The sequence below is a fragment of the Mucilaginibacter sp. KACC 22063 genome (assembly GCF_028736115.1).
In the GTDB taxonomy this organism is placed as follows: Bacteria; Bacteroidota; Bacteroidia; order Sphingobacteriales; family Sphingobacteriaceae; genus Mucilaginibacter.
Genome location: NZ_CP117877.1, coordinates 1,121,271 through 1,147,200, shown reverse-complemented (window position 1 = coordinate 1,147,200; position 25,930 = coordinate 1,121,271). Strand labels below are relative to the sequence as shown.

At 41.3% G+C, this 25,930-nt stretch carries 23 protein-coding genes and 1 pseudogene; 11 read left to right on the top strand and 13 right to left on the bottom strand.

The genetic code is table 11. The features are described 5' to 3' along the window. Positions 1-19 precede the first annotated feature (19 nt). From PQ461_RS05040 to PQ461_RS05025, 4 genes and pseudogenes are all read right to left on the bottom strand, one after another. Positions 20-1,078 (bottom strand): DUF2157 domain-containing protein, encoded by a 1,059-nt coding sequence (locus PQ461_RS05040; RefSeq protein ID WP_274302274.1) that lies wholly within the window; start codon positions 1,076-1,078, stop codon positions 20-22. Positions 1,079-1,152: 74 nt separating this feature from the next. Next, complete coding sequence (locus PQ461_RS05035) at positions 1,153-2,082, bottom strand: bifunctional riboflavin kinase/FAD synthetase (RefSeq protein ID WP_274302273.1); 930 nt, start codon at positions 2,080-2,082, stop codon at positions 1,153-1,155. A gap of 146 nt (positions 2,083-2,228) precedes the next feature. Continuing rightward, positions 2,229-2,927: pseudogene (gene truB / locus PQ461_RS05030) on the bottom strand (tRNA pseudouridine(55) synthase TruB); the annotation flags it as partial. 585 nt (positions 2,928-3,512) lie between these two features. After that, entirely contained in the window at positions 3,513-5,777 is a 2,265-nt protein-coding gene (locus PQ461_RS05025; RefSeq protein WP_274302272.1) for an aconitate hydratase, read from the bottom strand. Between the two features lie 292 nt (positions 5,778-6,069). Between PQ461_RS05025 and PQ461_RS05020 the strand changes: the two genes are divergently transcribed. Further along, positions 6,070-7,881, top strand: a complete 1,812-nt coding sequence (locus PQ461_RS05020) for a DEAD/DEAH box helicase (RefSeq protein WP_274302271.1) — start codon at positions 6,070-6,072, stop codon at positions 7,879-7,881. Between the two features lie 77 nt (positions 7,882-7,958). Here the strand turns inward: PQ461_RS05020 and PQ461_RS05015 are convergent, their stop codons facing one another. From PQ461_RS05015 to PQ461_RS04995, 5 genes are all read right to left on the bottom strand, one after another. Then, positions 7,959-8,279, bottom strand: a complete 321-nt coding sequence (locus PQ461_RS05015) for a hypothetical protein (protein WP_274302270.1) — start codon at positions 8,277-8,279, stop codon at positions 7,959-7,961. A 47-nt stretch (positions 8,280-8,326) separates the two neighbouring features. Beyond that, on the bottom strand, positions 8,327-8,641 hold the full coding sequence (locus tag PQ461_RS05010) for a hypothetical protein (RefSeq protein ID WP_274302269.1): 315 nt from the start codon (positions 8,639-8,641) through the stop codon (positions 8,327-8,329). A 24-nt stretch (positions 8,642-8,665) separates the two neighbouring features. Then, on the bottom strand, positions 8,666-9,670 hold the full coding sequence (locus PQ461_RS05005) for an NAD(P)H-dependent glycerol-3-phosphate dehydrogenase (protein WP_274302268.1): 1,005 nt from the start codon (positions 9,668-9,670) through the stop codon (positions 8,666-8,668). A 127-nt stretch (positions 9,671-9,797) separates the two neighbouring features. Next, a complete protein-coding gene (locus PQ461_RS05000) occupies positions 9,798-11,156 on the bottom strand; it encodes an efflux RND transporter periplasmic adaptor subunit (RefSeq protein ID WP_274302267.1) in 1,359 nt (452 codons plus the stop codon). A 22-nt stretch (positions 11,157-11,178) separates the two neighbouring features. Next, complete coding sequence (locus PQ461_RS04995; RefSeq protein ID WP_274302266.1) at positions 11,179-12,621, bottom strand: TolC family protein; 1,443 nt, start codon at positions 12,619-12,621, stop codon at positions 11,179-11,181. Positions 12,622-12,700: 79 nt separating this feature from the next. Between PQ461_RS04995 and PQ461_RS04990 the strand changes: the two genes are divergently transcribed. Further along, a complete protein-coding gene (locus PQ461_RS04990) occupies positions 12,701-13,321 on the top strand; it encodes a polysaccharide deacetylase family protein (RefSeq protein ID WP_274302265.1) in 621 nt (206 codons plus the stop codon). On the opposite strand, the gene PQ461_RS04985 is transcribed toward PQ461_RS04990, so the two are convergent. Next, positions 13,322-13,789, bottom strand: a complete 468-nt coding sequence (locus PQ461_RS04985) for a DUF4293 domain-containing protein (RefSeq protein ID WP_274302264.1) — start codon at positions 13,787-13,789, stop codon at positions 13,322-13,324. 82 nt (positions 13,790-13,871) lie between these two features. Here PQ461_RS04985 and truA point away from each other — a divergent pair, with 82 nt between their 5' ends. Both truA and PQ461_RS04975 read left to right on the top strand, forming a co-directional pair. After that, the gene (gene truA / locus PQ461_RS04980; RefSeq protein WP_274302263.1) at positions 13,872-14,642 is read left to right on the top strand and encodes a tRNA pseudouridine(38-40) synthase TruA; all 771 of its coding nucleotides are present in this window, start codon (positions 13,872-13,874) and stop codon (positions 14,640-14,642) included. Between the two features lie 58 nt (positions 14,643-14,700). Continuing rightward, complete coding sequence (locus PQ461_RS04975; RefSeq protein ID WP_274302262.1) at positions 14,701-16,497, top strand: ABC transporter ATP-binding protein; 1,797 nt, start codon at positions 14,701-14,703, stop codon at positions 16,495-16,497. Between the two features lie 101 nt (positions 16,498-16,598). Here the strand turns inward: PQ461_RS04975 and PQ461_RS04970 are convergent, their stop codons facing one another. Then, positions 16,599-16,835, bottom strand: a complete 237-nt coding sequence (locus PQ461_RS04970; RefSeq protein WP_274302261.1) for a hypothetical protein — start codon at positions 16,833-16,835, stop codon at positions 16,599-16,601. A 90-nt stretch (positions 16,836-16,925) separates the two neighbouring features. Between PQ461_RS04970 and PQ461_RS04965 the strand changes: the two genes are divergently transcribed. The 4 genes from PQ461_RS04965 to PQ461_RS04950 all read left to right on the top strand — a co-directional run bounded on the left by PQ461_RS04965 (position 16,926) and on the right by PQ461_RS04950 (position 19,335). After that, positions 16,926-17,264 carry a hypothetical protein gene (locus PQ461_RS04965; RefSeq protein WP_274302260.1) on the top strand — a complete coding sequence of 113 codons (339 nt, stop codon included), beginning with the start codon at positions 16,926-16,928 and terminating at the stop codon, positions 17,262-17,264. Between the two features lie 117 nt (positions 17,265-17,381). Then, the gene (locus PQ461_RS04960) at positions 17,382-18,260 is read left to right on the top strand and encodes a cell division protein FtsX (RefSeq protein ID WP_274302259.1); all 879 of its coding nucleotides are present in this window, start codon (positions 17,382-17,384) and stop codon (positions 18,258-18,260) included. Between the two features lie 2 nt (positions 18,261-18,262). Continuing rightward, a complete protein-coding gene (locus PQ461_RS04955; RefSeq protein ID WP_274302258.1) occupies positions 18,263-18,526 on the top strand; it encodes a DUF3098 domain-containing protein in 264 nt (87 codons plus the stop codon). After that, complete coding sequence (locus tag PQ461_RS04950) at positions 18,523-19,335, top strand: undecaprenyl-diphosphate phosphatase (RefSeq protein WP_274302257.1); 813 nt, start codon at positions 18,523-18,525, stop codon at positions 19,333-19,335. The genes PQ461_RS04955 and PQ461_RS04950 overlap by 4 nt, the downstream gene beginning before the upstream one ends. A 775-nt stretch (positions 19,336-20,110) precedes the next feature. Here the strand turns inward: PQ461_RS04950 and uvrA are convergent. Continuing rightward, positions 20,111-22,927, bottom strand: a complete 2,817-nt coding sequence (gene uvrA / locus PQ461_RS04945) for an excinuclease ABC subunit UvrA (protein WP_274302256.1) — start codon at positions 22,925-22,927, stop codon at positions 20,111-20,113. Between the two features lie 233 nt (positions 22,928-23,160). Between uvrA and PQ461_RS04940 the strand changes: the two genes are divergently transcribed. The 3 genes from PQ461_RS04940 (at position 23,161) to nth (ending at position 24,841) form a co-directional block, all read left to right on the top strand. Continuing rightward, positions 23,161-23,745 carry an RNA polymerase sigma factor gene (locus PQ461_RS04940; protein WP_274302255.1) on the top strand — a complete coding sequence of 195 codons (585 nt, stop codon included), beginning with the start codon at positions 23,161-23,163 and terminating at the stop codon, positions 23,743-23,745. A gap of 79 nt (positions 23,746-23,824) precedes the next feature. Next, on the top strand, positions 23,825-24,022 hold the full coding sequence (locus PQ461_RS04935; RefSeq protein WP_274302254.1) for a hypothetical protein: 198 nt from the start codon (positions 23,825-23,827) through the stop codon (positions 24,020-24,022). Between the two features lie 51 nt (positions 24,023-24,073). Next, complete coding sequence (nth, locus tag PQ461_RS04930; protein ID WP_274302253.1) at positions 24,074-24,841, top strand: endonuclease III; 768 nt, start codon at positions 24,074-24,076, stop codon at positions 24,839-24,841. Here the strand turns inward: nth and PQ461_RS04925 are convergent. Beyond that, complete coding sequence (locus PQ461_RS04925) at positions 24,831-25,889, bottom strand: hypothetical protein (RefSeq protein WP_274302252.1); 1,059 nt, start codon at positions 25,887-25,889, stop codon at positions 24,831-24,833. The two genes, nth and PQ461_RS04925, sit on opposite strands and share 11 nt — an antisense overlap. Positions 25,890-25,930 lie beyond the last annotated feature (41 nt).

Sequence of the window (25,930 nt, the reverse complement as noted above, 5' to 3'; positions counted from 1 at the left end):
CATTAATAGCAAAGGCAACTTAGGCTGCCTTTGCTATTTCCCTGCTTTTCAGGTTCCATATTTTTTCTGCCTTACGGCCAATTAACCAGAACGAGCCGGCCAGTATGGCGAAGAACAATGTTTTGTTGGTATGCTCCCAAAAATACTCGAAGTATTTGGTATAGATGAATATCAAGAGGAACGTAATGCCAAACTCACGTGCAACAACATCTTTGGTTTTCAAACCATAAAACAGAAATCCGCCCGCAACAACCGCTGATATAATACCCCAGTAAAATAAACTGATCTGCTTAACCCGCCACCAGGTATCCAGATTGCCCAGGTTACCAAATATGCTCAGCATCCATAGCGACAAGAACAGGTATAGCAGGCCTGCAACGTAAGTCAGCTCTGTAAAGCGGGCAAACCATTCCTTTTTCTTAAGCAGGTGATATGCCGCTACCAGCAGTGCCCCAAAGGCTACAAAACGTAAAGGATAATTCATGCCCAGGAAGTAATCTGCCCAACGGGTCTGGTAACCAGTCTCGGTACCGAACCAGCTGCCAAGTGAGATGAGTGAAAATAGCCAGATCAGCCTCGATTGCAGTTTCCAGCCCAGGAAGCCATATACAAAAACAGATAGCAGGAATAAAAGCGAATAATGACCTGAGCCATTGTCGAACGTTTTGCCGAGGTAAGCAATACAAGACGCCGTAAATAGTATACCAGTAAAAAATACAGCCTCATTACTAAAAACACGTTCAGGATTGCGTTTCTCTAATCTGCGGCCCCATATAAATAAAATGGTAGCTGCTACGCCTGAAAGTATACTAATGATGACATCCGGCGTATAGTACAGATTTTTCATCAGGTTGATTACCGCATCATTAACTATGAGGTAGCAGAATGATGCCCCACCGCAAACCAAAGCTATCCAAAACGAATACTTTGCCAAACGCATCCAGTCAAAACCCTTTACCTCGTATGATTCCCGAAGTTTTTGTGCCATTTCCTGATCTATTAAAGCATCGGTCTCCCAAGCCCTGATAGTTCTGTTCAGAAACTCACTCTCCTGCTTATCAAGGTTAAGTTTAGGCATGTTTAGTTAGCGTTAATCTTTTATAAATTGATTAACAACAAGTTTAAGTTTTTCTTTTGTGCTAAACAAGTGACTTATGCACCCAATAATTTTGTAACAGCTTCTTTATCTTTCCCTAACTGAACAACAAGTTCATCAAGTGATGAAAATTTAATATCGCCGCGCACAAAATCAAGAAACTGAAGTTTAACGGTTTCGTTATAAATCTCCCGGTTAAAGTCAAAGATATTTACCTCGATATTGCGTGTCATGCCGTTGATGGTTGGCCTGGAACCTATATATGACATCCCTTTATATTCAACGCCTTTTATCAGTACTTTAGACGAATATATACCATCGGCAGGAATAAGCTTATACTGCTCAATAACCTGCAAATTAGCTGTGGGATAGCCCAACTGGCGTCCAAGCTGATCGCCTTTAATTACCATCCCGGTTAAATAAAAAGGGTAACCTAAAAAATTATTCGCTTTAGCAATATCGCCTTGTAAAAGCGCTTCGCGGATACGTGTAGAACTTACTGCCACGGCATCAATATCCTGCTCAGGTATTTCGATCACTTCAAAGCCGTACTGGGGTGCCAAACGTTGCAGATCTGCCAAGCCGCCCTGCCGATCCTTACCAAAGCGGTGATCATAGCCGATGACGATTCTTTTAGTCCCAATCTTCTTTACCAACACCTCGCGGATATATTCTTCAGCAGTTTGATTAGAAAAATCGCGCGAAAACGGAGTGATGATTAAATGGTCTACGCCTAATGCTTCCAGTAATTCGGCCTTTTCATCTATGGTGGTAATCAGCTTTAAATTCTGATCTTCCGGATGAAGGATCATCCTCGGATGCGGGAAGAAAGTTAAGATTACCGACTCACCATTGATTTCTTTAGCAAGTTCTATAATACGGCTGATGATTTCGCGGTGCCCCTGGTGTACACCATCAAATGTACCGATGGTTACAACAGCGTTTTTCAGTGGCGTAAAATCATCTATGTTGTGGTATACTTTCATAGAGAATCACCGTTTAAATTATTAGCCCCTCCTAAATCCTCCCCGGTAGGGAGGACTTTTTCCCTATCAGGTAGCGCTTCAGTTGAATCCTGAAGCCCGCCCTCCTCTGAAGAAGTCTTTGCAGACTGAGCATGGTTTGGGATGGGCTCCTTCAAACTTTTAATCTCGCCGACTAATTGCATAATTTCATGCGCATCCTCTATGCGGAAGTTTCCGCTCCGGGTACGCCTTAAGCGCGACATATATGCTCCGTTATTCAATGCTTTACCAAAATCGTTCACTAATGATCTGATGTATGTGCCTTTACTGCACACCACCCTAAAATTAACTTCCGGTAAGTTAACAGATGTCACCTCAAATTCATTTATCGTAACAGTTCGTGCTCTCAACTCCACTTCCTCGCCACGACGCGCTTTTTCATACAAGCGCTCACCATCAACCTTTATAGCTGAATGAGCAGGCGGGTATTGCTGTATTTCACCGATAAATTGGCTGGTTGCATTCTTAATATCTTCTTCTGTAATGTGGCTAATATCAAAAGTTTGATCCACTTCCGTTTCCAAGTCATAAGATGGCGTAGTAGCGCCAAGTACAAGTGTTCCGGTATATTCTTTTTCTTCTGCCTGAAACGTATCTATCTGCTTGGTCATTTTACCGGTACAAACAATCAGCAGGCCTGTAGCCAGTGGATCAAGCGTACCAGCATGACCAACTTTTAGTTTTAACGGCTTAAAAGCATTACGCAGTTTGCCTACCACATCAAAACTGGTCCAGCGGTAAGGTTTGTTAATGAGCAGCAGTTTCCCCTGCACGTATTCCTCTAAATGTTGATATTGATTTTCCAAAGCGCTCACGAAAAGCTGCAAAGGTACATAATAGATGTAATAGTGCAGATACAAGAACCACGACATTCATCTGCATTAAAAAAGGGAGATGCTGTAACAGCACCTCCCTTTGAACTATCTATCTATATATGGAGGTTAATTACGAATTTGTATTAAGCCTTTCTGCCACTAACTTCAGGATAAAGAACAGCGGGATAACTTGCCCGGTGATAAGGATGATATTTAAGGTAGAGACACAAGATTTTGTGTCTTTAAATATGAGACTGGATACATGGCAAAACACACCCCTTGTTAAAGTCCCTGATATTTCAATGTTCTACAATTCCCCTCTCGAGAGGGGAATTGTAGGCATTTTAATTTGCATTTTCGTTAAATGGGGTGTGTTAATATCAGCTAAAGACATAAAATCTTGTATCTCTACTTTTACAAGATTGCTAACATGTGTTCGAATGACAGCTTTATAGATCATGCTATCTCGGGCATAGCGGGTAGAGACACAAGATCTTGTGTCTCTACAGTTGGCCATAAAAAAAGCGCCTCTGCTTTCGCAAAGGCGCTTTAATATTTAATTCGAAATCCGAATAATTATGCTTGTTGTTTACGAATGATGTTTAGCGCACCACCTGCTTTAAACCACTCGATTTGCTGAGCATTATAAGTATGGTTAACCGGGAATGAATCCTGAGAACCATCTTTATGATGCAATACAACGGTTAACTGTTTGCCTGGGGCAAAGCTTGTTAAGCCCAGGATGTCGATTACATCATCCTCCTGTACTTTATCATAATCTGCTGTATCAGCAAAAGTGATACCCAGCATACCTTGTTTTTTAAGGTTGGTTTCGTGGATACGGGCAAATGATTTTACAAGGATAGCACGAACGCCTAAGTGACGAGGCTCCATAGCAGCATGCTCACGTGATGAACCTTCGCCGTAGTTTTCGTCGCCTACTACTACAGATCCGATACCGTTCGCTTTGTAATCGCGCTGAGTAGCCGGAACTGGTCCGTACTCGCCGGTTAATTGGTTTTTAACTGAATCCGGGCTATTGTTAAAGTAGTTGATAGCGCCGATCAACATGTTGTTAGAAATGTTATCTAAGTGGCCACGGAATTTTAACCACGGACCAGCCATTGAAATGTGGTCGGTAGTACATTTACCCTTAGCTTTAATTAACAGTTTTAAGCCGGTAATGTCGGTGCCTTCCCAAGCCGGGAACGGTGCTAATAGTTGCAAACGTGAAGATTGAGGATCAACCTTAACTTCTACGCTGCTACCGTCTTCTGCCGGTGCCTGGTATCCTGCGTCTTCAACCGCAAAACCTTGTACCGGTAATTCGATACCCAGTGGCTCGTCAAGTTTTACCTGCTCGCCATTTTCGTTGGTTAAAGTATCAGTTAAAGGGTTAAAAGTAAGGTCACCTGCAATTGCAAAAGCAGTTACAATCTCTGGCGATGCTACGAAAGCATGTGTATTAGGGTTACCATCCTGGCGTTTAGCAAAATTACGGTTAAACGAAGTGATGATAGAGTTTTTACGGGTTGGATCATCCGTATGACGCGACCACTGGCCGATACATGGGCCGCAGGCATTAGCTAATACCACACCACCAATTTGCTCGAAAGTATTTAAGTAACCATCGCGCTCTACGGTGTAACGTACTTGCTCAGAACCCGGAGTTACCGTATACTCTGCCTGAGTTTTTAACTTTTTATCGATAGCCTGTTGCGCAATAGATGCAGCACGGGTAATATCCTCGTAAGATGAGTTTGTACAAGAACCGATCAAACCAACTTCTAATTTTTCTGGCCAGCCGTTTTCTTTAACCGCTGTAGCAAATTTAGAGATAGGCCATGCCAGATCCGGAGTGAACGGACCGTTTACGTGGGGCTCAAGTTCGCTCAGGTTAATTTCAATTACCTGGTCAAAGTACTGCTCTGGAGAAGCATAAACTTCAGGGTCACCGGTTAAATGATCAGCAATAGCATCAGCCATGTCTGCAATGTCAGCACGTTTTGTGCCACGCAGGTAAGCACCTGCTTTTTCATCGTAACCGAAGATTGAAGTAGTTGCACCAATTTCGGCACCCATGTTACAGATGGTACCTTTACCTGTCGCAGAAAGTGATTTAGCACCTTCGCCAAAATACTCAACAATATAACCGGTACCACCTTTTACAGTAAGGATACCAGCCACACGCAGGATCACGTCTTTTGCTGAAGTCCAGCCAGACATTTTACCTGTTAATTTAACGCCTAATAATTTAGGGAATTTTAGTTCCCACGGTAAACCGGCCATTACGTCACAGGCATCAGCGCCACCAACACCAATAGCAACCATACCCAAACCACCTGCATTAGGTGTGTGTGAGTCGGTACCGATCATCATACCGCCCGGGAAAGCATAGTTTTCCAACACTACCTGGTGAATGATACCTGCACCTGGTTTCCAGAAACCGATACCATATTTATCTGATACAGATGAAAGGAAATCGTAAACCTCTTTATTGATATCTTTTGCGGTAGAAAGATCCTCACTTGCGCCAATTTTAGCCTGTATAAGGTGATCGCAGTGTACAGTTGAAGGCACGGCAACCTGCGGACGGCCAGCCTGCATAAATTGCAGCAATGCCATTTGCGCAGTAGCGTCTTGCATAGCAACACGGTCTGGTGCAAAGTCAACGTAATCTACACCACGGTTAAATGCTTTTTGGGCATCCCCCTCTGAAAGGTGTGCATATAAAATTTTCTCAGTGAGTGTTAAAGGTTTGCCTGTAGCTTTACGGGCAGCCTCTATACGGCTTCCATAACGCTCATAAACCTTTTTGATCATATCTAAATCAAAAGCCATTTTATTTGATTTTAAGTGAAAAGTAAAAATCCGATGTGTAAATCTTAGCAAGATTTAACGCGGCGAATGTACAAAAATTAACACTTTTAAGGTAGTATAGGTTTCGGCAAATGTTATTTAGACACATTACAAATAATGTAACTTGCCGTTTAATCGCTATCTCTTTGTTATGCATTATTAATCAACACATTATCTCTCTTATGTCATTTTGAATTTAAGCTTTGGTTAACCAATTAATTTACTTAACTTTGCGCCCGATTTGGCGATGTTGCCAAGTTCGTTATTTAAATTCATGAACAACCCATTTATTGAACTGGGAATCCGTCATGACATTGTTAATGCCATTAGCGAGTTAGGTTTCGAAAAACCAACTCCAATACAGGAAGCATCTATTCCTGTTCTATTGTCTGGCAGCAACGATTTTGTCGGATTAGCCCAAACGGGAACCGGAAAAACGGCTGCATTCGGACTGCCTCTATTAGAATTAATCGATTTCGAAGAAAATCATCCTCAGGCACTGGTACTTTGCCCAACACGCGAGTTGTGTTTGCAAATTGCAAGTGACTTAACAAAGTTTGCTAAAAACATACCCAACGCTAAAGTTGTGGCTGTGTATGGTGGCGCAAGCATTATGGATCAGCTTCGTAGTATTAAACGCGGTGTGCAAATTGTAGTAGCTACGCCTGGCCGTATGCTGGATATTATTGGCCGTAAAGCGATTGATTTTTCTGATATACGTTACGTTGTATTAGACGAAGCAGACGAAATGCTTAACATGGGGTTCCAGGATGATATCGACGAGATATTATCAACTACCCCGGAAGAGAAAAAAACCTGGTTATTCTCTGCCACTATGCCATCAGAAGTGAGGCGCATAGCTAAAAAATACATGACAGACCCGCATGAGCTTACCATGGGCAAGCAAAACACCGGGAATGCCAACATTGAGCACGAGTATTATATTGTACGTGCCCGCGACAAATACGCTGCTTTTAAACGCATCGTAGATTTTAATCCTGACATTTTTGGTATCGTATTTTGCCGTACTAAAATTGAAACCCAAGAAATTGCTGAAGCACTGATCAAAGACGGCTATAATGCTGATTCTTTACATGGTGACCTTTCGCAACAACAACGCGACAAGGTGATGAAACGTTACCGCGAGCGCAGCCTGCAGTTATTAATTGCTACAGATGTTGCCGCACGTGGTATTGACGTTAATGATGTAACACACGTTATTAACTATTCACTACCAGACGAGATTGAAAACTACACCCACCGTAGCGGCCGTACTGCACGTGCCGGTAAAACAGGTGTATCAATTGCCATTATCAACTCTAAAGAAGTTGGCAAGATCCGTCAGATCGAGCGTGTGATTGGTAAACAGTTTATTAAAGCTGAGGTACCTACAGGTTTTGACGTTTGCGAAAAACAATTATTCTCTATTATTCATAAAGTACACAACGTAACTGTGAATGATAGCCAGATTGAGCAATACATCCCACGTATTATGGATGAGTTTGCCGACCTGAGCAAAGAAGATCTTATCAAGCGTTTTGCATCTATTGAGTTTAACCGCTTTTTAGAATATTACAAAAATGCACCTGATCTTAACGCTACTGAAGACCGCCGTGATGGTGCAGGCGACCGTTTTGCACGCACTGGTACACGTGGCGACTTTACACGCTTGTTTATAAACCTTGGTTCTGTTGACGGCTTTAGCCGCGGCGACCTTTTAGGTTACATCTGCAACACAACAAAGATCAGCGGACGTACAGTTGGTAAAATTGATGTTAAAGGTGTTTACTCATTCTTTGAGGTACAAAACAGCGATAGCGACCAGGTATTTAATAGCTTTCAAAACGCTGAATTTAAAGGTCGTCCGGTAAGAATAGAAATTTCTGGCGAAACGCGTAACGAAACCCGTGGTGGTGCGTCTAATAGTTATAACCGCCGCGAAGGTGGTAACCGCAGAGATGGCGACCGTAGCGGAAGACGCGAAGGTGGCAGCGGTAACCGCGATAGAAACAGCGGTGGCGGTGGCTTCAGAGACTTCTCTGGCAAACGCCGTGAAGACAGAACAGAGCGCCGCAAAAACTATTAATTGCGGCCCCACATATTAGTTTTAGTTTAGTTTAGTTAGTTGACAAAGCCTTCTGCATTTGCAGGGGGCTTTTGTTTTTAACGGGTAAACTCAATCACCACAGAATCGGGATAAAGTAATTTAAGGTTGTGATCGTCCAGATTCTGGATCACAAATTTGGTGTAAGGCTGGTTACCCTGAAAAGAGGTGTAAATGGTATCTCCCTTTAAAAAGTAATCTTCGGCTGCATCGGCATCATCATCCTCACTAAATTTTTTATTGGTAATGTTTAAATGAGACGCACCGTCTTTAGAGCGCCACTTGCCCTGCAACTTGCTTTTTGTGCCACCCGAGCAGGCTGCAGCAAACAGAATAGAGGCACAAGCCAGGTGGATAAGGATTAATAAAGCGTTTTTCATTATGGTAAAAGGCAAGGCAGCGCTTGTGCGCTGCCTTAAATTGAATATTATTTTGTATTGCGCAGGTGAGCTTTACTTATGTAAACATGGTGGCCTCTCTTGTTAACATAGTAGTAACGAGAGTGCTTGTCGATATAAATTGTTTGACCGCCCGGGCCATATTTACCTCTGTATCTTTTATCAACAACTGCCGATTCACCTTTGGAGGCTACTTCTGAAGTTTTATGGCCTACGTCTTTAGCTGCATGGCTAACACCATGGCCTACATCTTTAGCTGCTCTTTTTACGCCACTTTGTGCAAAAGCTTGTACGGTGCAAAACATTGCCCCCGCAATCATTAGGGATTTTAATGAAGTTTTCATAGTATCTGAAATAAATTTCAGATACTAATTCAATTGTTCTGCCAAACGTTGCATTTCGACCGCAGGAATGCGTTTCTTGTACAAAATAGCATAAACGGCCTCACATATAGGCATATTAACGTTGTATTGTTTATTCACCTCGTGTAGACAATTTACTGCATAATAACCCTCAGCTATCATGTTCATTTCCAGTTGTGCCGACTTAACCGTGTAACCCTTACCAATCATGTTGCCGAACGTACGGTTACGGCTAAACTGCGAATAAGCAGTTACCAGCAAATCGCCCAGGTAGGCAGATTCTTTAATGTCGCGGTCGATAGGATGCACGGTATCTACAAACCTTTTCAGCTCGCGTATAGCATTTGATATCAATACCGACTGGAAATTATCGCCATACCCGATACCATGGCAAATACCACTGGCTACCGCATAAATATTTTTTAATACGGCAGCATATTCAGTTCCATATATATCATCTGATACGATGGTTTTTATATACCGTGTATTAATCATATTTGCAAAGCAGCTGGCCAATGCCGTATCGCGGGAAGCAATAGTTAAATAAGACAGCTTTTCAAAAGCCACTTCTTCCGCATGGCAAGGGCCACTTAAAACCAGGAAATGATCAAACGGGATTTGATAGTGCTGATGCAAAAAATCGCCGATGATCTGGTTCTCATCCGGTACAATACCTTTAATGGCAGATACCAGGTATTTACCTTTCAAGTCTTCGGCAGTAATACCCGACAAAGCATCTTTTAAAAACGCGGCAGGCACATTAAGCAAAATAAAATCGGCTTTGCTGATGATATCTTTTAAATCTGTAGAGATATTTTGCTCAGGCAGTTTTATTTCTACCGAACTCAGGTAGTTCGGATTGTGTTTAAACCGGCGGATATGCTCAACAGCTTCTTCGTTGCGCATCCACCAGAAAATCTCTTTATTAACAGTATTATCTGTAAGCATTTTGATGTTAGCTGTTGCCCAGCTACCACCACCTATAATTGCTACTTTGTTTGGTTTACTCATTAAAATAAAAAAGTCCTCCCGGGGATATAATGTTTCCCGGGAGGACAAAATAAAAAAATATTAAGCAGTTATTTATAATATTTATCGCAACTTTCTTTGTTACAGTTGTAAATATATTTACACTAACCTATTTATTGTCTCCGCTAAACAGTTTCGACTTATCCACTTTCTCCACTTCCATTTTATCTTTCAGAGTTTTAGAGATAGCAGAATACGGGCCAGACACTACTTCTTCACCACCCTTCAATCCTGATTTGATCTGGATATAGGTATCATCCTGTATACCGGTAGTTACCTGCACCTGGCTAACCTTGCCATTAGCGTACACAAACACGTATTCTTTAGTGGTTGCCCCTATTTTCTTTTTATCATTATCATCATCGCTGCTGTTGTCATTACCGTTTGCAGGCTTTTTACCTGTATCATCTTTTTTCTCTTCACGGGTAGTTACAGACTGAATAGGCACCGACAATGCTTTGGTGTGGTTGGTTTGAATATCAACTGTAGCTGTTAACCCCGGGCGGAAAGGTGAATGCTCGCCAACAGCAGTTTTATTTACCAGGTCTTTGTATGAAGATGCATCTACACGCACCTTTACTGTGAAGTTGGTTACCTGGTCGGCATTGGTACCCACTACATTTGCCGAACTGCCTATTTCATAAACTACTCCATTGAACACCCTTCCGTTGAAAGCGTCAATCGCAATTTTAGCCGAATCGCCTAAACTAACACGATTAATATCGTTTTCGTTTACGTCAACGTTTACATCCATTTTGCTCAGGTCAGATATGGTCATAATTTCTGTACCGGTCATTTGCGCTGTTCCTACCACGCGTTCGCCTTTTTCAACAGATAGTTTTGAAACTACCCCATCAACCGGCGAATAGATAGAAGTTTTAGCCAGGTTATCCTGGGCCTCTTTAACAGAAGCCTGTGACTGCGCCAAACCATATTGTGAACCTATTACATTTTGTTTAGCTGCCTCAAGGCTTGCTTTTGCGCCTTCATATTCTGCCTTCGCTGCATCAAACTCGGCTGCGGTAACAACCTTTTGGCCGTAAAGCTCTTTGGTACGGTTATATTTTGCGAGCGAATTGGCAAAATTAGCCTGCGACTGGCGCAGCATCTGGCTGGCATTACCAACACTGGCTTTTTGAGTATTGTATGAAGCCACTGCACGGTCGAAACCAGATTTCAAGATATCCGGGCGTACGCGGCACAGTAACTGGCCCTTGTGTACAACATCGCCTTCTTTAATTGGCAATTCTACAATCTCACCGGATACTTCCGAGCTAATCTTTACTTCTATTTCGGGTTTTATCTTTCCGCTGGCAGATACAGTTTCGTTAATGTCGCGCTGGGCTGCCTTATCCGTAGCTATCTGCGTTTTTTGTGGCTTACCGATAATGCCGGTTGCCTTGCCAATGATCAGCAATACTATAAGTACGCCAAGTGTAATTAAAACATATTTGGTAGTCTTTCCCATGATTGAGTGTAAAGTTGTGGGTTTAAAGCGTTATCGGGTTTCCTAAATAATAATCTATCACCTTTGCCCTGAATATCATTTCGTAGCGTGCAGAGATCATATCAAACTGCGATTTATTCAGGTTGGTTAATGACGTATTGTAATCGAGCGAGTTTACCAGCCCTACATTGTAGCGTTGCTGCACTACGTTGTAAGCATCTTTGTTAGCCTGGTAAGTTTGCAATGCCGACTGATATTTCTTTTCGGCAGCCTGCACATCAAACACGGCTTGTGAAATAGTTTTGGTAAGCGTATTCTTAGCAAGCTGTGTAGTCAATTTGGCATTCTCATAACTCAACTTGGCTTTACGCACATTGGTACGCGACTGGAAACGCCCGAAAATAGGTATCTGAAGATTTAAACCTACCGAACCGTTATAGTTGTTACCAAACTGTGATGAAAATGGATAATGCGAAGCAATAATAGGCTGTGTAACACTGGTAAATACCGGCTGATTAGTGCCGCCAACTACACCTATTTGCTGGGTTATCGTCTGACCCCCTATTACATTTTGAGAAACACTTGAATAGTTTGACCCGAAGGACCCGTAAGCAGAAAGTGTAGGGTAATATGCGCCTCTTGCTATTTTAATCTGCTGTTCATAAGTGCGCTCCTGGCTTTCGGCAAGTACCACATCCGGGTTTATTTTTAATGCAGTATTGATTACATCGTTGGCATCGTAAATTGTTTTCAGATCGGTTATCTTGCTAACATCGGGTCTGTCAATTTCTATCTCGGTGGCCGGAGTCATTTCCATGTATTGCTTTAAAGTAAGTATGGAAAGCTCCAGTTGATTTTGGGCAGTAGTATAATTAAGCTCGGCGGTAGAAAGCTGTGCCTTTGCCTGCGACATATCTGCCAGTGTAGAATTACCTACCTTAAAACTTTTATCAGTCCTGTCTAAAGTAAGCTTAGCAATGTCAATTTGCTGTTTGGATGCAGTCACCAGATCCTGGTTATTCAATACAGAAAGATAAGTGGTAACCACGTTTAAGACCAGGTCGTTCTTCACTTTCGCGGTGGCATTTTTATCCGCATCCAAAATCAGTTTATTCTGTAATATCTGGTTGTGTAACTGGCGTCCCTGAAACAAAATCACTGATGCCTGTGCCTGCCCGTTTACATAATAAAATGTTTGGTTAGTGTAGGAATAGGTAGTTAAGTTGGGGCTACGGCCAAAGTTGTATGACCCTTGTGCACTGCCGTTAAGGGTTGGCAGCAAATTAAATTTTGCCTGCTTATAATCCTCATTCGCTAATGCTTCGGTAAACTGCGATTGCTTGATTTGCAGGTTACGGTCAAGCGCATACTGAACGGCTTTTTCCAGGGAAATTTTCTCCTGTGCCTTCACTTTATTTGCTACCGTTAATGACAAAAGCGCAAAAGCTAATAACTTTGATTTGTTCAGGTTGAAAAAATGCGTCATAATTTATTTTATCTACAAAGCCTGACAATGTTTACCTTGCATGCTTTGTAATTTTTGATAACGGTTTCTAATTTATACAATGTACCTCGTTAAAACGCCCTGGCTGCTTAAAAAACTGTATTCTAAATTTATATGGAATGATGACCGTTCCCGCCGACGTATTTATATCACCTTTGACGACGGCCCTATACCAGTTGTTACACCGTTTGTATTAAAAAATTTAAAAGCGCATAAGGCAAAGGCAACTTTCTTTTGTATAGGCGACAATGTACGTAAACATCCTGATATTTTTGAGCAGATAAAAGCAGATGGCCACGCCATAGGCAACCACACTTTTCATCACCTGCGGGGCTGGAAAACAGATAATGAAACTTACTTTAATGATATGCAGCAATGCCAGCAATTAACAGGCACAAATTTGTTCCGCCCGCCATACGGAAGGATAAAACGCAAGCAGGCTGATTTGATAAATGCGGCTTACCCTGATATGAAGATCATTATGTGGGATGTGCTTAGCGGTGATTTTGATATAACTTTAGATCCTGCAAAATGCCTTGAAGCTGTATTAAAGCATACCGGGAACGGAGCTATCATTGTATTTCATGATAGCCTAAAAGCATTTCCACGATTAGAATATGTTTTGCCCCGCGCTTTGGAACACTGGAGCAAAGAAGGCTATGAGTTTGAGATGTTGGGGTAATTATCTTAATCGGTCAGCAGATCTTACCAGCTTTTCATCTTTGTTGATGGACTTAGCTGCCAGGATAAGCAATACAATACTGATACTGCTTAAGAATATACCTATCCCCATGTTATTAGTACTAAGCACAACCCCGCCTGTAGCATTTTTAACAGTTTGAGCTACCCAAAAGCTAAAACCAATAATTACCAATATGGCGCTATAGCAAAGTGCAACCTGTTGCTTACGATTACGGAATAAAAATATAATCACTAAAGGGATAAGGCCTACAAGGGCTGTAACAGCTGTAAGCGCTACAAACGATGCTTTATTAGCGACCTGTCCATTAATAGTCTGGTAGATCCCTGTAACTTTTATTGTTGATGGTATACCGTCAATCAATACATCGTGCGCAAGAGGAAACAGGTAAAGTGAAAATATTACCAGTGCGGCAAATAATAAGTAAACGGTTTGTATCCTTTGTATCATAATTGTATATAGCGCAGCAAATATAAATTTGTTTACTTAAAACATCAATTATCATTACCACCGGGTTTATTAACTTTGCGCCGTGGCCGAACAACGTTATTTTATTGAACTGGCTTTTGATGGCACCAAATACCACGGCTGGCAAACACAGCCCAATGCGGTAAGCGTGCAGGAAATGCTGAACAAGGCATTGAGCACCTTATTGCGACAGCCCGTTGAAACCACAGGCTGCGGCCGTACAGATACCGGTGTACATGCCAAACAATTGTATGCGCATTTTACCCCTCAATCCCCTGAAGGGGAAGTTGAGGCTATTTTTAGTTCCCCCTTTAGGGGATTAGGGGGCCTAAACGCGCTTCTGCCTTACGATATTGCTGCAAAAAAGATCATTCCCGTACACGCAGATGCACATGCCCGGTTTGATGCTACATCCAGATCATACGAATATCATATACATTTTCAGAAAGACCCTTTTAAAACCAATTATTCCTGGCTATTAAAAGACAAACCTGATATTAACATGATGAATGCTGCGGCGGCGATTATAATGGAGTATACTGATTTTAGCTGCTTTAGTAAATCTAACACACAGGTGTTTACCAATAATTGCAAAATCACCCGTGCTGAATGGGTAGAAACCGAGGATGGCATGGTATTTCATATCACTGCAGATCGTTTTTTGCGCAACATGGTACGCGCCATAGTAGGCACGTTAATGATGGTTGGGAAGAATGAGATTTCCCCAGAAGGTATCAGGCAAATTATAGAAAGCAAAAACCGTAGCAACGCCGGAACATCTGTGCCCGCATGTGGTTTATATTTAACAAAAATAGAATATCCTTATCCCCTTTAGGGGATAGAGCAAGAAACAAGACATATATCTTGTCTCTGTTATACTGAAAGTAAACTTAATGGCTGTTACAGGAAACGCAATAGACTGGAAATTAATGGGGCGCGTAATGCGCTATGTAAGGCCGTACCGTGTAATGTTTGCCGTTGCAGCATTCCTGACGATTTTTTTGGCGGTAATTGTATTGATACAGCCCATCCTGATACAAAAAACGCTGGATAATTATATTGTTGTGGGTAACTACAACGGGCTTGTTTTTATGGTTGGGTTAATGGTTATTCAGTTGGCTATACAAACGATGGCCCAATACTGGCAAACCTATCTTACCAATGCCTTAGGTCAGTCTGTGATCCGAGATCTTAGAGTTGACGTTTTTAACCACATCACCAGTCTGCGTTTAAAATATTTTGACCGCACCCCTATCGGTATGCTGATTACCCGTACCGTATCCGACCTGGAAACCATTGCAGATATTTTTTCTGAAGGGCTTATCTCTATTACCGGTGATTTACTGGTTGTAGTATCTATCGTAATTTATATGCTGGTGCAGGATTGGAAGCTTACGCTGATCACGCTGATACCCATGCCACTGCTGTTCTTAGCGACTTATATATTTAAGGAAGCGATTAAAGTCTCTTTTCAGGAAGTGCGTACACAGGTGGCACAGCTTAACACCTTTTTGCAAGAGCATATATCCGGCATGAGCATTACCCAATACTTTGCCCGCGAAGACCAGGAAATGCGAAAATTTAAGGCCGTCAATGTAAAATACCGCGATGCCAATATCCGCTCTAACTGGTACTACTCTATATTTTTCCCTGTAGTGGAGATTTTATTTGCCATGTGTATGGGCTTGCTGGTGTGGTATGGCTGTAAGCGCATCTTATCTGATGGTGAGCTGGCAGCAATATCTGCATCAAAAAAAGGCGTAACACCGGGATTGATTGTCGCTTTTATATCCTTGCTCAACCTGCTCTTCAGACCAATACGCCAACTTGCCGATAAGTTTAATACCCTGCAAATGGGTATGGTTGGTGCCGACCGTATCTTTAAAGTTTTAGATACCCAAGAGGTGGCAGAGAACAAGGGCACCATTAAATCTGGGGAGATCAAAGGAGAAATTGAGTTTGACCATGTTTGGTTTGCCTACAACGATGATAACTGGGTATTAAAAGATATCAATTTCCATGTTAAGCCGGGCGAAACACTTGCCCTTGTTGGTGCAACCGGTGCAGGTAAATCTTCTACTATAAACATCCTTAACAGGTTTTACGAAATTGGTAAAGGTACTGCAAGGGTAGATGGCATAGACATCCGCGAATACGAAACCAATTTTCTCCGTTCTAAAATCGCCACCGTTATTCAGGATGTTTTCCTTTTTTCTGATACCATAGCCAACAACATCAGCTTAAATAACCCAGCTATCACGCTTGATGAGATCATTAAAGCAGCCAAAGATGTTGGAGCGCATGAATTTATCGAACGCTTGCCGGGCGGCTATCGATATAACGTAATGGAGCGTGGCGCAACGCTTTCGGCAGGCCAGGCTCAGCTAATTTCGTTCATCAGGGCATTGGTTTATAACCCATCGATATTGGTACTAGACGAAGCCACTTCTTCTGTTGATACCGAAACAGAATTACTGATACAAACTGCTATTGAGAAGCTGATGCAGAATCGCACCGCTATCGTAATTGCGCACCGCTTATCTACCATCCAAAGTGCAGATAAGATCATCGTGCTCGATCACGGCGAGATCAAAGAAATAGGCAACCACCAGGATCTGTTACGTATAGAAGGCGGCTACTACCGCAAACTTTACGACCTGCAATTTAACTCGGCGGGGATAGCGAGATAAGTTTTAGTTGCGGGTATTTAGTTTTCTGTTGCGTGTAACCTGCATGCTATTTTTAATAAGTAATTTATACAGGCAACACGCAACAGACCTCTCGCAACAGATTACGGCTGCACCTTTCCTTCTTTCATGCCCTCATCCTCAGTTGGTGGGGTTTTAATCGGGTTTACAGGCTCCTCGTCTTCGCGGTGTTTTTTATTTACGTTACCAAAGTTCGCGTTATCTTCGTGATACTGCTCATCCTCGTGCTTTACCACGCTTTTGTGGCCATTATCATTTGGGCGCTCGGTAGGTGTATCTGAAGGCGATGGTTTATGTTGATTATTTGCAGATTCTGTCATGATTGTAGTAATATTGATGTTACTGATTAAACCTGTATCCTATTCAAATTGTTTAACGTTTAAACTACATAACCTTGTAAACCTTTAACTATGAAAAAGATCTTTTTCTTTCTATTAATGATCGCCCCCGCTTATTGCTTTGCGCAGGCAGATACCTTAAAGAACAAACAAAAAGAAGAATTTTGTGAGGTCTTGGTCAGGCATTACGCTTCGGGCTATGAATTAAAGATTAACAACAAAGATGAAGACTTTGATAAAATAGATTGGCTTAAAGATGCTGATAATAAAAAAAGAAAATTTAAGTCAACCGTGGGCGTGCTCAATTACATGTCGCAATACGGATGGATACCGGTAACCACATTTACAGAAGTAACCCGTGGCAACTCTGACGATATGCACTTTGTTTTTAAACGGCCATTAACGCAATAATGCAACCGTTAAAATATGTTAAATTTAAAAAGCCTTTATTTGCTAAATCATATAAATAGGTATAAAATTTTACCTTTATAACCGGAATTGTATTTTTGCAGTTCAACAGCATTACTTATGGAAGAATTTGAAGCCAGTTCGTCAGCCAAAAAAACTAAAGCCATTTATATATCTACGGTTTTCGGTATCGCAATGGTACTGTTAATGGTTGGCCTGTTGGGTTTAATCCTTGTACATGCCAACAAACTTTCGCGCTATGTGAAAGAAAACCTGGTAGTGAACGTATATGTGGACGAAACCGCCCGCGAACCGGACATCCTACAATTACAGCACGAACTGGAAGGCAACCCATATGTAAAGCAGGCTGTACACGTAACCAAAGAATTGGCTGCACGAAAGCTACAGAAAGACCTTGGCGAAGACTTTATCAAATTCTTAGGCGTTAACCCGCTTTCAGAATCTATAGACGTTTACCTGAAGGCAGAATACGCCAACAATGCCGACATCGCTAAATTTAAAGCACAACTGCTTAAAAATCCTTTGGTAAAAGAAGTAAACTACCAGGCACCACTGGTTGAGCAAATGAACCAAAACCTGGCATCAATCACGTTGGTGATCCTTGTTTTTGCGGGCATATTCGTGGTGGTATCTGTAGCGTTAATAAATAATACCATCAGGCTGGCTATTTACTCGCAGCGTTTCCTTATTAAATCAATGCAATTGGTAGGCGCTACCAAATCATTTATACGCAAACCATTTTTATTATATGGCTTGTGGCATGGCCTGTTAGGTGCGCTTATCGCCATTATTATATTAATGGGCACGCTTTTCCTGGCTTACAAGCAAATCCCTGATCTGGTGATACTGCAAAGCCCTTATGAATTTGGGGTAGTATTCCTAATTGTAATTGGGATAGGCGTTTTAATCTCGGGCCTGAGCACCACATTTGCAGTGAACCGTTTCTTACGTTTAAAAATATACGATCTATACAGATAGTTATGGCACAAAAATACACCAGCCCTTCTGCGGCTAAAACCACCAAACCTGCTGAAAGCATGCAGCCTGTTCAATTTATTTTTGACAAAAGCAATTACACTTTACTTGCTGCTGCTGTAGTGGTAGTGGCATTGGGTTTCGTGCTGATGAGCGGCAATACAGATATTTATAGTACTACCAAAATAGTTATAGCCCCTATTGTTGTTTTAGCTGGTTTTGGATTGGGCTTTTATTCCATACTAAAGAAGCCGCAAACTAAGGCATGAATTTAATACATGTTATCATTCTGGCAATTATTGAAGGATTGACAGAATTTCTTCCTGTGTCATCAACCGGGCACATGGTTATTGCCAGTTCGTTAATGAATGATGTTAATGGCAATCCTATCGGGCAAGATGAATTTGTTAAGATATTTGAAGTAGCCATTCAGTTAGGTGCCATACTTGCCGTAGTAGTTCTATATTGGAAAAAATTCTTCGATTTTAAACACTGGTCATTTTACTTAAAGCTGCTTATTGCTGTTATACCTGCATTGATCTTCGGCAAACTCCTAAACGATTTCATCGACAAAACATTAGGTAACCCTATTTTTATTGCAACGGTAATGTTTTTAGGTGGTATCGTATTGTTATTTGTTGATAAGTGGTTTCTTAACCCTAAAATCAACGACGAAAAGGACATTACAAATGGCAATGCACTTAAAATTGGTTTGTACCAGGTACTGGCTGTTGTATTCCCGGGTTTAAGCCGTAGTGCTGCGACCATTATAGGCGGTATGCAGCAAAAGCTATCAAGAAAAGCAGCGGCAGAGTTTTCTTTCTTTTTAGCAGTACCTACGATGGTTGCCGCTACAGGTTACAAATTACTGAAAGGCTATCACTACATCACAGGTTCAGGCGTTAAGTTTTTATTAATAGGTAATGCTATTGCTTTTGTGGTTGCCTTATTAGCAATACGTACTTTTATTACTTTCCTTGAAAAGCGCGGCTTTAAATTATTCGGTTGGTACCGCATTATTTTAGGCGGTGTGATATTGGCCTTGTACTTTACCGGCCACCAGATCGTAGTATCATAACAACACATAAAATATTTAAAAAGGCGCTTCAAGAGAAGCGCCTTTTTTGTTGCAGTATATTGCGATTAACCCTATATAAATACGGCACGCTATTCCACATTTTCCCGGGAAATTTCCCCAATTACCCAATAGTTAAGTTTGGCACAAATTATTAAAACAAGCTTTAAAGCTATTAGAACGCCATTAGCCCCACATCTTATACAGCCGGTACACTTGTTGCCTTATTATTTATGTCAACAATTAATTAAAACTTTAAAACTTAGAAATCATGAACAACATCACAGTAATCTTAGCTATCGCAGGTCATATTATCCCAGCTATCTTCATCGTTAAAACTATCGCTGAAAGATTAATCAAAGGAAACTACGCTATCTAATTATCTAATATTAATAACCGCCTAACACATAGAAATCATGAACAACGTTACAGTAATCTTAGCCATCGCAGGTCAAATTATCCCAGCTATCTTCATCGTTAAAACCATTGTTGAAAGACTAATCAAAGGAAACTACGTTATCTGATTATCAATAATAACCAACCAGTTAAAACTTAGGAATCATGAACACTTCAATACTATTAGTAAGCGCACTTCAGATTATTCCATTTGTGCACCTGCTGAAAAAATACAAAAGCTGATACTTGCTTTAACTATCCATCGCTCTCAATAACTATACGGCAGCCATTCCGTTAAAACAATGTCAAACCAACGCTCGTAATAACAGAACGGGCAGATAACTAAAAGCTACCTGCCCGCGAAAAAAGAGTTTCAAATATCTCAGGACTCTAAACGTTCTTTCAGAAATTTGCCTGTATAAGATTCCGGATGTTTAACCAGATTTTCTGGCAGGCCTTCAAAAACAAGTTGGCCACCATGATCGCCACCTTCAGGACCAATATCAATTACCCAGTCGGCGCTTTTTATCACGTCCATATTGTGCTCTATAACAATAATCGTATTACCCTGATCAATCAGTGCATCAAACGATTTTAGCAGTTTCTTAATATCTGCAAAGTGCAGGCCGGTTGTAGGCTCATCAAAAATGAACAGCGTTTTGCTGGTATTATTACCCTTGATCAGGAACGATGCTAACTTGATACGTTGCGCCTCGCCGCCAGACAATGTGTTTGAAGATTGCCCTAACTGCACATATCCCAAACCAACATCAACCAAAGGCTTCAGTTTATTGATGATCTTAGTTTCCTTTTTAAAGAATTCGAGCGCATCATCGATGGTCATTTCAAGCACCTCAGATACGTTTTTATCCAGATAAGTAACATCAAGAATATTTTGCTTAAAACGTTTACCGTTGCAGGCTTCGCATGGCAAAAAGATATCTGCCATAAACTGCATTTCAATTTTCACTTCCCCCTCGCCCTGGCAAACATCGCAACGGCCGCCTTCTACGTTAAATGAAAATGCCGATGGCTTTAAGCCGCCTGCCTTTGCCGCAGGTTGCGAAGCATAAAGGTTACGAATCTCGTCCCATGCTTTAACATAAGTAACCGGGTTTGAGCGCGACGACCTTCCGATTGGGTTCTGATCAACCATCTCTACCTGCTCAATTTGCTGATAGTCGCCTTCAATCGTATCATAAGCACCGGTTTGTTCGCCCGAATAATTACCCAGCACTTTCTGCAGCGCCGGATGCAATATGCGCTTCACCAAACTTGTTTTGCCAGACCCCGATACACCTGTAACAACCGTAAGTACCCCAAGCGGGAATTTCACATTAATATTTTTCAGGTTGTTTTCGCGCGCTCCTTTAATTAATATAGCATCGTGCCATTTACGGCGATGCGCGGGTATGGCAATTTCTTCCTTACGGCTTAAGTAACGGCCGGTAAGGCTGTCTTCGTCGGCAATAATCTCATCGTAAGTACCGGCAAAAATAAGGTTTCCACCATGCGTACCTGCTTCGGGGCCAATATCGATCAGGTAATCGGCCGCCTGCATAATCTCTTCCTCGTGCTCTACCACTAAAACAGTATTGCCCACATCGCGCAATGACTTTAATACGGTGATCAGTCTTTGTGTATCACGCGGATGCAGCCCGATACTTGGTTCATCGAGTACATAAACTGAACCTACCAAACTGCTGCCTAATGAGGTAGCCAGGTTGATACGTTGCGATTCGCCACCCGAAAGTGTGTTCGAAAGGCGGTTCAAAGTGAGGTAGCTTAAACCTACATCATTTAAGAATGTGATGCGATTGGTAATTTCTGTCAGCAACCGGCGGGCAATCTTTTCGTCGTGCGCATTTAGTTCAAGGCCTTTGAAAAATTCAAGTGCCTTATTTAATGGCATCAGTACAATATCGGTTATCGATTTACCATCGATTTTCACATAACTGGCATCCTGGCGTAAACGGCTGCCTTTACATTCCGGACAGGTAGTTTTACCACGGTAACGAGATAGGATTACACGATATTGTATCTTATAAGTCTGCTCTTCTAACTCTTTGAAAAAAGCATCGAGGCCGCGGAAGTATTGGTTCCCTTTCCATAGCACATCTTTCTCAGCATCATTAAGCTGGCTATACGGGCGATGAATAGGGAACTTAAATTTGCTGGCCTGTTTGATCAGTTGTTCGTTCCACTCGCGCATTTTTTCACCACGCCATGGCGCTACTGCACCATCATATATGGTTTTACTTTTATCTGGTATCACCAGATCTTCGTCAATACCAATGATCTTTCCGTAACCCTCGCAACGTTTACACGCACCGTATGGGTTGTTAAAGCTGAAAAAGTTAGGTGATGGTTCTTCAAAACGAATACCATCCAGTTCAAAACGGTCGCAAAAAAACGCTTCGGTTTCATCCTCCGGTAAACGGTAACGTACAAAACAATCGCCCTTACCTTCAAAAAAGGCGGTCTGCACAGAATCGCCCATGCGGCTCAGCGTTTCGTCTTCGGTATTTACACTGATACGGTCAACCACAATACGCACCTGATGATCGTTGGTCAGCGGCTCATTAGCTATGCTTTCGTCTTCAATTATACTTTCTATCCGATTAAGCACGCCGTTATATTCCACACGTACAAAACCTTTTTGCATTAAAACAGCAAGTTCCTCCTTTAGGGTCCGGTTATTATGCGGATGCAGCGGACACAGTATGGTGACCTGGGTATCAACCGGCAGGCCTGTCATAAAATTAATAACATCGGTAACCGTATCCCTTTTTACCCTTTTGCCCGAAACAGGAGAAATGGTATGGCCAATACGCGAGAACAGCAGCTTAAGATAGTCGTAAATTTCGGTGGAGGTACCAACTGTCGACCGTGGATTTGAAGTAATTACTTTTTGCTCAATGGCAATTGCAGGTGCAATGCCCCTGATGTAATCAACATCCGGCTTATTCATCCGGCCTAAAAACTGGCGCGCATAGCTCGAAAGGCTTTCTACATACCTGCGCTGCCCTTCGGCATAAAGCGTATCAAATGCCAGTGATGATTTGCCCGACCCCGACATACCGGTAATAACCACCAGTTTGTTTTTAGGTATAGATACATCAATGTTTTTAAGATTGTGCACGCGGGCACCTTTTATTAATATATGATGTTGGGCGTCTGTTTCTGTTGCGTTATTCATTGGTGAGTTTGCTCAATGCTTTAAAGGAGTTTGCAAAAATCCTAAAAGATTTAGCATATTCCAAATACAGGGACCGAAATTGACAGTTAACAGATTGAAAAAATATTTGTTTCTTAACTGAACTTTTGCTTTATTTGGTATACAAAATCTTTTAAAAACAAAGGAGCCCCTATAGATTAGAACTTTACTTGAACAAAACGTAATTATTTAACTAAGTTTAAAGTAGCAGTTCTATGGATTTTCAATTGAAAAGTGATCAGGAATTAATCCATCTATATATAGCAGGAGACGAGGGTGGCTTGGTGGAATTAATCCGCAGATACCAATCTAAAATATATACTTCCATTTATTTACTGGTAAAAGACGAATATCTTGCCGAAGATATCTTTCAGGATACCTTTATTAAAGTGATAAATACCCTTAAAGCTGGTAAATACAACGAGGAAGGCAAGTTTTTGCCATGGGTAACCCGTATTGGTCATAACCTTGTGATTGACCATTTCCGTCGGGAGAAGCGCACACCTTTGGTAAGCAATGGTGAAGACTTTGATATTTTTGAGGTTTTAGGCCATTATGACGAGAGCACCGAAGACCGTATGGTACGCGAGCAAACGCATAAAGACCTTAAATCGCTGATACAGCTACTACCTGCCGAGCAGAAAGAAGTACTGATTATGCGCCACTATGGCGACCTCAGCTTTAAAGAGATAGCCGACATAACCGACGTAAGCATAAACACAGCTTTGGGCCGCATGCGGTATGCCCTTAATAACCTGCGTAAAATGATGCAAACTAAAGAGTTGAGCCTGAAGAATTAGATAAAATATTTTTTATTTATCTAAAATAAACTTGTAAGCCATTGCGTTTGTATATTGTATTACAAATTTAATGAAGCTTATGGGTGAAACTTCTACAACTACTTTAAATGTAATCAATAACCAGGAAGCTATGGAAAATTTGAGTGTTATCGAAAACCTGGATGCTGATGAATTGATGTTTTATCATGCCATCCGTACCGATTTGGACAAATTAAGATTAAAGCCAAATCTGCAAACAATTCATAACATACTCGCCTATTCCAAGAGTTTACGTTAATGATTTGAAAAAAGAGCCCTTTGCATAAAGGGCTCTTTTTATCTTTGCCAAATGCTAAAGCAGGAACGCTACAAACTATTCGTTGATTATTTCTCGAAAAACCAGCCTAATGCCGTAACCGAGCTGCATTACTCTAATCCTTTTGAGCTATTGGTGGCGGTTATACTATCGGCGCAATGCACCGATAAGCGCATTAACCAGATAACCCCTGCACTATTCGAGCGCTTTCCGGATGCAGAAAGCATGGCAGCCGCTTCTGTGGAAGAGATATTTTCCTACATCCGCAGTGTAAGCTATCCTAACAATAAAGCCAAGCACCTGAGCGGTATGGCCAAAATGCTGATAGAAAAGTACAATGGCGAAGTACCTGCCAGCCACGAAGAATTGCAAAAACTGCCTGGCGTAGGCCGCAAAACTGCCAACGTTATCGTATCGGTAATTTTTGATGTCCCCGCGATAGCGGTAGATACCCACGTGTTTCGCGTGGCCAACAGAATCGGTTTAACCACTAATGCGCGTACACCACTGGCGGTTGAAAGGCAGTTGATGGAACACCTGCCGAAATCAACCTTAGGCATTGCCCATCATTGGTTGATATTGCATGGCCGTTATATTTGCCTGGCACGCCGGCCTAAATGTGAAATTTGCCCGTTAACTCATTTTTGCAGATACTATGAAAGAGCGAATACAGAATCTGCCTTGTTAAAAGCAGCAATAGCCCAACAGAAAAAACTGGAAGCTGCCAAAAAGAAAAAGCAGAATGCTGCTACGCATAAGGCATTGAAGAAACTGAGTGTGGATAAAGATTCTAATTTATAGATTTAACAGCCTTACCATCCCAAGCCACTATGCCATCATTTTGAGTTAAGATATAAAGCATGCTATTTTTAAATTGCATTTTTAAAACATTCATTGGCGAACCAACAGCATCGGGTTGACCATAGCTCCAATGAAATTGCAGATTCGTTATTTTCTCCCAGTTTTGAATCTTTGAAAGATCATCTTTGGGGTTACCACTAAACAAACCATTTTGGCTGTAAAAGTAAATTCGACCGTCCGAATTATTAAATGTTGCAGGGCCTATGTATTCACCAGCATCCATCTTTCTCACAATCTTATTTCCTTCAGAATATTCCTTCCAATGAGATTCACTACCAAATACAGTTGAATACTTTTTATCTGTTATTTTATCAATGCTTCCTGAAGTTAGCATGTGCTGCAATCCCAGGGAAAGATAAATCACTGCATTATCACTAAAAATTGACTTCACGGGCAGTACTTCTACTTTAGAAGCTTCAACTACTTTAATAAATTTATGCGTGCCTGTATTGAAGACTAACAAATTTCCGCCCCATTCGCCGTAAGCATAACCCAACCATAACTTATCATCTTTATCCATAAATACTGCAGATGGTTTACGTGCTCTGAATATTTGCTTGTTTAAAAGATATTTTCTGTCAAATGGATAAATATTTTTTGTTGCTACATCTTCTATACCTTCAGTTGTAACAGCAAATATTTTATTTTTAGAGTTACAAACTAAACTATAGATGTCTGCTTGGGCTTCTTCTATAATTTTAAATTTATGCTTTGTTAGATCATACTTCTTTATAATATTGTTTGCATCTGCTACAATAATTTGATTATGATTATTTACAGTAACTGCAATTATTGCTGTATCTGTTTTTATGTCCTTGTCTATGCAGTTGTTGCTTTTGGTATCAAATATATTTAACTCTCCGCTATCTGTTAACGCAACTAAATGATCCCCTTCAATAACAAAATCAAAATAATTTTTCTGTTGTTGACTATTTGCTTTACAACTAAGAAGCAAAACTGAAACTATTAAGATAAATGTAGCTTTCATTGTGTCGGAGCGAAAAGAATGAATTCTATTGTTGATAAAGA